A 6,304-nucleotide genomic window follows, 5' to 3' on the forward strand; every position below is an offset into this window, starting at 1 on the left:
GAGATGCCTAGTCTTTTGGCGTACCCACGGGAGTTGAAAACTAGGGAGACGCGATGCCCCCCGTCCGTGAACCTCTGGATCCCCGGGTCTCGATGTGGCAGTTCCTGGCCTTCTTCATGCGTTTCATGAGGGAGAAGGCTGGTCTATCGCTCGCCCAGTGCGGCGAGATCATCGGGGTCGCACGCTCGACTGTTTCCAACATGGAGGCGGGCAGGCGGCGCCCCCAGGATGACCATATGCGGCTGCTCGACAAGCACTATGGGACGGGTCTGCTTTTTCAGCTAATCCTCTGGTTTGCCCGAATGGCGCACGACCCGGACTGGGCGCGTCAGTGCATGGAGTACGAGAAGACGTCCACTGCGATCAAGACCTACCACGGGAAGGCGATACCGCGCCCCTTCCAGACCGAGGGGTACATTCGCGCGATGCTCGAAACGGAGGCGACCAAGGACATCGAGGCCGAGATTGCCACGCGGGTGGAGCGGCAACGCTTGATCTTGGAGCGTTCGGACGCGCCCATGCTGTGGATGCTTGTTGATGAGAGCGTGCTGGCATGTCCTGTCGGGGGACGCGAGGTTATGAAGCACCAACTCAACCACCTGCTCAACATGGCGAGCCGACCGAACGTCATCATGCGGATCGTGCCGACTGCGGCGGGCGCTCACCACGGGTTCGACGGGCCGTTCCAGGTCATCTGTCTTCCAGAGCGGGACGTTGCCTACGCCGGTGCCCAGAACGGGGGACGGTTGATTGAGGGACCCATCGAGGCGAGGGACTTTTCGGCTAAGTTCGAACGTATCGGGGCGAAGGCCCTCCCCGAAGACGCCTCGCGTGCCCTCATCGAGCAGTATTTGGAGCAGTACTCATGATCGTCCATTGGCGGAAGAGCAGTTACAGCGGCGGCATTAGTGACCAGCAGTGCGTTGAGCTGGGACGACTTGCGCCAGGGGTCGGGATCGGGGTGCGGGACAGCAAGGACCCAGATGGGGGACACCTCACCCTGTCCGTTGTGGAGTTCGCCAGCCTGATCAAGCAGGTCAAGCAGTACCCGGCCCCCTGACCGTCCTCCCGTCCAGCCGAACCCTCGCCCTCGGTACGGACCCCTCCCATCCTTGAGCCGGTTCACATCCCGGGGCGCGTTGCGTTCTGCGTCCACCCGCCCCTGCGCCTGAGCCTCCGGAGTCCGGGGGTGAACCACACCGTTGCCTGCTCATTTCCAGGGGGCTGCGGGCGGATCATTCGTCCTGGGGTGGCGGTCGCCCATCGCGGTCCGCTGCCCAGGACGCCGCTTCTCGATCGTCCGCAAGCACCGATCGACGCCCATCTGGCCCCGAGGCTCCCGCCTCCGGACGTCCACTTCCCAACACGTCCCATCCCCGTCCCGGACTCCGGCGCCCGTCCAGGCCCCGGCATCAGCGCCGTGCGTCCCGTCCCGTTCCGGGTGTCGACGGGTGAAAACTTCGGCCGCCGTTTACAGAATGGCCTCGTTGTCATTCCTGAAGCTCGTGCTTGAGGACACCTGCCTCGGCTCGGTCGAGAACCTTCTTCAGGCGCCAGTTATCAGGGGCTTGCCTCTATAGGAAGAATCCGCCCTGCCGACTCAGTTCGTTGGGAGGCTCGTTACGGTCGTAATCAATGTCGCGTTCCTCATCTACGAGGGACTGCGCCCACCTGAATGCGGTGTTGCGACCGTCCTCATAGACCTCCTTCCCCTGAGTTACGGCTGAGAGACCCCTCAGGTCCTTACTCAGGCTGTGCTCGCAGGCGACGGTTCACGGGACGGCCACGCTTGTGGCTGATGGTGCCGGCTGGACGGTAGTTGGCCGGTTCTTCCGGGGACACCGCGCACTCTGATTCACCGCCCCTGCCCCTCGCGCCCGCCAGGGCCGAACACGTGGAAAGCCGGACAGGCCAGCCGATCACCCCTGCCCGCGAGCACCCGACAACCTCACCAAAATGGCCGAAAGATCAACCCCCGATTCACCATCGGTGGATCGGGGTTGATCCAGATCACCTTGACGCATTAGAACAGCGACGCTTGTTCGACTACGGCATCCACTGGAGAGGGTGCGCTGAACACGTTGCCGGACGGCACCTTGTCGTTGATTCCCCACTTGGGCGGGAAAAACAACGCCATTGGTTCGGCTGACTGGGTGAATCTGGCTTTGATGCGCTTGCGGGCGCTGGTCAGCTCTGGTGCCGCTTCCCGGCAATACTTGTCGGTCTCACAAAACAGCCCTTGACAGTCAATGGCGTGCAGTGGTCGCCCCCATAGACCATTGAACGGCAGCCCGAGCCGCTCCATCTCCTTCTCTTGGTTGTCGACCATCCAGAGGATGATGTCGGCAGGCCTGTAGTCGCCCAGATCCTCGAAGCACTTCTTGATCCCGCGCAGTGCCCCGGGGCCTGCTTGAGTGAACTCGTTCTCCGAGAAGGCGAGGAGATCGGAGTAGTTCAGGTCAATGGTTGTCTGGTACGACATGAAGTCACCCATGAGCGGGTAGCCATGAAGCAGATCGTAGACCTGACGCAGCGACGTCGCTTCGAGCAGACGCTCCCCGAGAGCGTCGCTAAGGAACATGTGGCGGAACAGTTCGACATGATTCAGGTGCTTGAGACCCTGACCGTAAGCGTCAGTGGCGCACAGGATGAACGCTCCGGTATATAGGCCACCGTTTTCTTGTTTGGCCCGTTCTAACGCCTCGGTGAACGAGCCGTCACCGAGGTCATCGAGGGTTGGGTAGCGGCCGAGGAAAGTGCGGACACTCCGCCACGTCTCTATCTTGCTAAAAGTGCGGAAGGCCAGGATCTGAAACAGCCGGTCTTCTGGTGTGCAGTCCTCATCGTGGTAGCACACGTCACGGATCATATACTGGCTCACGCGGTCGGCGGCTCGAAAGACGTTGCAGAACTTGAAGGTCTGCAGAATCGGGTCATCTGTCCATGGTGCAGGAGCGCCGGCAACACGACGCTCAAATGCTGCTTGCCGCTTAGAAGCGAAGTTCCAGTAATATTCGTATATGCCGGATCGGGGCTTAGGTGGTCGCATCATCACTCTCTGTCTTACAATCTCATGATCATTACAAGCGGCACGGGTCTTACCGCTGACGATAGAACACGCCAGTACCGTGCAGGTGGAAGTAACGCGAGTCATCCAGCAGCGGCAGTCCCGCAATGCGTTCGCCGATGGTGTACCGAAAGCGGTCAACTCCGGTGAAGTGGTCGAACACGATGGCTCCGCCGACCACAGTGCGCTCCTGGACGACTTCCAGCGCTGCCCGTGCCGAGCTGTAGTTGTCGGTGTCCACGAAGCTCACCACTACGTCCTCGTGTTCCAGGCGCGCGGCTGTCTCCACAATGTCACCAGGAACCAGTTCGACGTTACGGCCGTTGAGATAGCGGCGTACAGCCGGCAGATCGGTGAACACGCAATCAGGGTGGTCATACATGTCGAGAGGGCTTCGACGTGGTGGGAATCCGGCGAAGCTGTCGAAACCGATAACGGGCCAGCTCATGCCGAGGCGTTCGGCCACGCGGGACAGGAACATGGTTGTTCCGCCCTTGAACATGCCGAACTCGGCCACGACACCTTGAAGGTCGAGTCGAGCGGCGTTCATGAGGCACTGGTACAGGTGCGGCAAGCTGTTCGGATACCCATTGGCCAGGCTCGGTACCAGAAGTTGCGCTCGTTCTTCGTCGTACACCTGGTCACGGAAATCCAGGTGCCCATACCCGGCGACGATGACCTTTGGTGTGCCTTGGATGTACGGCAGCGCCGCAAGCAGCAGATCTTGCTTGGCTTCGTCGGACGCCACCACCAACGCGTCCGGGTTGGCGCGGCTCAGCCCCTCCATGGGGAGCACGGGCACATGCGGCGTGATCGGCGGCTCTTCGGGCGACGGGGTGAAGATGCCGCCGACAGCGGCGATGAAGCCGGAGACGGCCAAACCATCGAGTAGGCGTAGTGCAACGTCGGTCAAGCCGAGGATGCCAACGGACCGTGCGCCGCTGAAGAGCTCGCGTTCAAGATCCTCGCGCAGTTTGGCGAAGTCTTCGGCGCGCATCACTCACCCTCCCATGTGGCAAGGAAGTCAACGTATAGGGCAGGTGCCTCACGCCGCAGGACTCCAACAACCTCGGTAGTGGCGTACGTGAGATTGATCGCCCGCGTCAACCGCTCAGGAACGGGTGCCGGCGGCAGTGCTTCCATGAAGCACTGCTCCACCTCGCTGAAGGACGTGATCACGTGACCGGCGGCTTCAGCCAAGGAAGGCGTAACGTCCGGATCGTCCAGCACGGTAAGGTCGAGCGTTTCCAGCAGCCCCTCGAACCCACCGCGGCCGTCGCTGTAGGGCGGTTGAACCCGGCCACCCAGCAGGCCGCGACCAACGGCTTCGTCCTGGTCGGCCAAGTACGTTTGATACTTCAGGCTGTACACGAGGAGATCGACCACGGTGTCCAGCAGGTTTTCGTCACGTGTGGCTGGGGCACCGGCTGCCGCCTGTTCCAGTCGATCCACCTTGCGCGCGATGTTCGCGAGAACAGAGATCAGCTCGCCTCGCCGCTTCCAGGCGGGACCGTAAGCGGCGTTCTTCTCACGATGCAGGCTGCGGACCGCCACCTTGAACCGGACGTCCTCGCTCACGCCAGCACCTTCTGATACGTCAGCGTGCGGGTGTCGAGGTCAGCCACCAGATAACCACCCTCATTTGCGGCGAGCTGGTGAAGCGCGCCGAAGCCTTGCTGGATGGCTCGTCGCCACAGCCAGACGGGCAGCGTCTCGACTTCGAGATCAGCTGCCGCGGCCTTGGCCACGTCGATCACCTCGCCGTCGATGCCGGTTTCGCTCTGGAAGGCGGACCGGCGGACCGCCAGGCGCGAGAGCATTGCCGCCAGGCCTTCCTCGGCAAAGATGGCGCGTGCCCCGTCTTCACACTCATCGGTCGTCGAGTTGGACTTGCGTTTCACGCGCAGCAGCGACCGCATGTTGGGAGACCAGTTCAAGACGGCCATGAAGCCGAGATGGATCGCGTCGTGGTAGCGGTAGGCGTCGGTACGTCGGGTGTTGTCCGTCAAGGGATCGCCGATGGTGTCGCCAACCTGATAGCCGATCACCTTGTCGCCGTCGGACCGTACCGGGCCATCGGGAAAAGCGTTGGGCTCAGCGGACACCAAGGTGAGCAGGACCGTCTGACGACCGGATGAGGTGGGGTGTTCGGCGAAGGCGAGAACCAAACGCCTGGGGAAGCGCTCTTGTTCAGGGAACTCAGCGTCAAATACCGGAAGGCCGGTCAGCGGCTCGCCAAGCGATGGTGATGGATAGCGGTCGCGTGTGCGCTGAAGGTTGGCCGCTGCAATGTCCTCCAAGTCAAGGTTGAACGCGGTGGCGACGGCCGCTGTGTACCACAGCAGATCGCCCAGCTCCTCGCGCAAGAACTCCCGGTTCGCGGCCAAATCAAAGCCGTCGCGCAAGTACTTGCGATAAACGTTGAGAATTGAGCCCGTCTCGCTGGCGAGGCCGAGCATTGGAGCGATCGCCGCCTGCGGGCCGCCGAGCTTGAGGCGGCTGGTTTCATGAGCGGCGAGTTGAAAGGACGCGAAGTCCATGAGCGCCCCCGACCAGGCAATCAGCGGTTATCTAGACGAGCGGACACGCTGGAGTCTAGCTGGCGCATTACCGCCTATTTGTTTCACTGATCACACTTGTCCCACATAGGCCACGAACACCTGACGTGCCCAAGGCAAAAGGATCAGGGCATCACGCGATTCTCGTCGGGGACACCACGTCGGGCGGACGACCGCCCTCGATCACCCTTCTCGAACGGTTTCGACGTCTGGAACCGCAAACTCCTGGCGCGCTACCTCCTAGTACTGCTATCAGGGTCTGTGATCTAGACCTGAATGTGGTGGTGGCGGAGCCGGCGTTTCCAGTAGTGGGTGCTGCGGGCGCGGGCTTGGCGGGTGCGGCGGAGCAGGGACCAAGCCGCGGCTGCTTTTGGGGCGTGGGCGGCGGTGACGGCGAGGTAGGCGTGGGCGAGCATGGCCAGGGTGATGTGGCGGACACCGGCGACGCGGACCAGTTCCTGCATTGGGGTGCCGGCGGGGCCGAAGTACTGCTAGAAGGCCAGTTCGAGTTCGCCTTGTCCGTTGGGCGGCGAGGCTGCGGCGCACCAACGGCCAGCGCTGGAATGCCTCGGGTGCGCCAGGTCGTCGCCGGGATGCGGCCCCAGGCCGGCCATGGCCCAGTCGTACAGACGTTCAGGGTCGGGCTTGGGGGGGCGTAGGGGCGCGTTCCTGCATTCAT

6 protein-coding genes and 1 pseudogene are annotated in these 6,304 nt (G+C 62.4%); 2 read left to right on the forward strand and 5 right to left on the reverse strand.

The features are described 5' to 3' along the window. Window positions 1-92 precede the first annotated feature (92 nt). Together AF1_RS31290 and AF1_RS31295 are read left to right on the forward strand one after the other, a co-directional pair. Entirely contained in the window at window positions 93-869 is a 777-nt protein-coding gene (locus AF1_RS31290; protein WP_165488473.1) for a helix-turn-helix domain-containing protein, read from the forward strand. Continuing rightward, window positions 866-1,060, forward strand: coding sequence for a DUF397 domain-containing protein (locus AF1_RS31295; RefSeq protein ID WP_067807653.1), 195 nt, complete (start codon window positions 866-868; stop codon window positions 1,058-1,060). Before AF1_RS31290 ends, AF1_RS31295 begins: the two co-directional genes overlap by 4 nt. 963 nt (window positions 1,061-2,023) lie before the next feature. On the opposite strand, the gene AF1_RS31300 is transcribed toward AF1_RS31295, so the two are convergent. The 5 genes and pseudogenes from AF1_RS31300 to AF1_RS37200 all read right to left on the reverse strand — a co-directional run. Then, window positions 2,024-3,052 (reverse strand): nucleotide kinase domain-containing protein, encoded by a 1,029-nt coding sequence (locus AF1_RS31300; protein ID WP_165488474.1) that lies wholly within the window; start codon window positions 3,050-3,052, stop codon window positions 2,024-2,026. A gap of 46 nt (window positions 3,053-3,098) precedes the next feature. Next, the gene (locus AF1_RS31305) at window positions 3,099-4,064 is read right to left on the reverse strand and encodes a TylF/MycF/NovP-related O-methyltransferase (RefSeq protein WP_067807665.1); all 966 of its coding nucleotides are present in this window, start codon (window positions 4,062-4,064) and stop codon (window positions 3,099-3,101) included. After that, the gene (locus AF1_RS31310) at window positions 4,064-4,645 is read right to left on the reverse strand and encodes a hypothetical protein (protein ID WP_067807655.1); all 582 of its coding nucleotides are present in this window, start codon (window positions 4,643-4,645) and stop codon (window positions 4,064-4,066) included. The genes AF1_RS31305 and AF1_RS31310 overlap by 1 nt, the downstream gene beginning before the upstream one ends. After that, window positions 4,642-5,607: a nucleoside triphosphate pyrophosphohydrolase family protein gene (locus AF1_RS31315; protein ID WP_067807658.1), complete on the reverse strand. Its 966-nt coding sequence runs from the start codon at window positions 5,605-5,607 to the stop codon at window positions 4,642-4,644. The genes AF1_RS31310 and AF1_RS31315 overlap by 4 nt, the downstream gene beginning before the upstream one ends. 284 nt (window positions 5,608-5,891) lie before the next feature. Next, window positions 5,892-6,304: pseudogene (locus tag AF1_RS37200) on the reverse strand (hypothetical protein); the annotation flags it as partial.

Origin of the sequence: Actinomadura formosensis NBRC 14204 (genome assembly GCF_001552155.1) — a bacterium.
GTDB classification, from domain to species: Bacteria; Actinomycetota; Actinomycetes; order Streptosporangiales; family Streptosporangiaceae; genus Spirillospora; species Spirillospora formosensis.

Bases quoted from the DNA above. Each gene is read 5' to 3' on its own strand.
- AF1_RS31290 (WP_165488473.1), top strand. From the start codon at position 93: ATGTGGCAGTTCCTGGCCTTCTTCATGCGTTTCATGAGGGAGAAGGCT.
- AF1_RS31295 (WP_067807653.1), top strand. From the start codon at position 866: ATGATCGTCCATTGGCGGAAGAGCAGTTACAGCGGCGGCATTAGTGAC.
- AF1_RS31300 (WP_165488474.1), bottom strand. From the start codon at position 3,052: ATGATGCGACCACCTAAGCCCCGATCCGGCATATACGAATATTACTGG.
- AF1_RS31305 (WP_067807665.1), bottom strand. From the start codon at position 4,064: ATGCGCGCCGAAGACTTCGCCAAACTGCGCGAGGATCTTGAACGCGAG.
- AF1_RS31315 (WP_067807658.1), bottom strand. From the start codon at position 5,607: ATGGACTTCGCGTCCTTTCAACTCGCCGCTCATGAAACCAGCCGCCTC.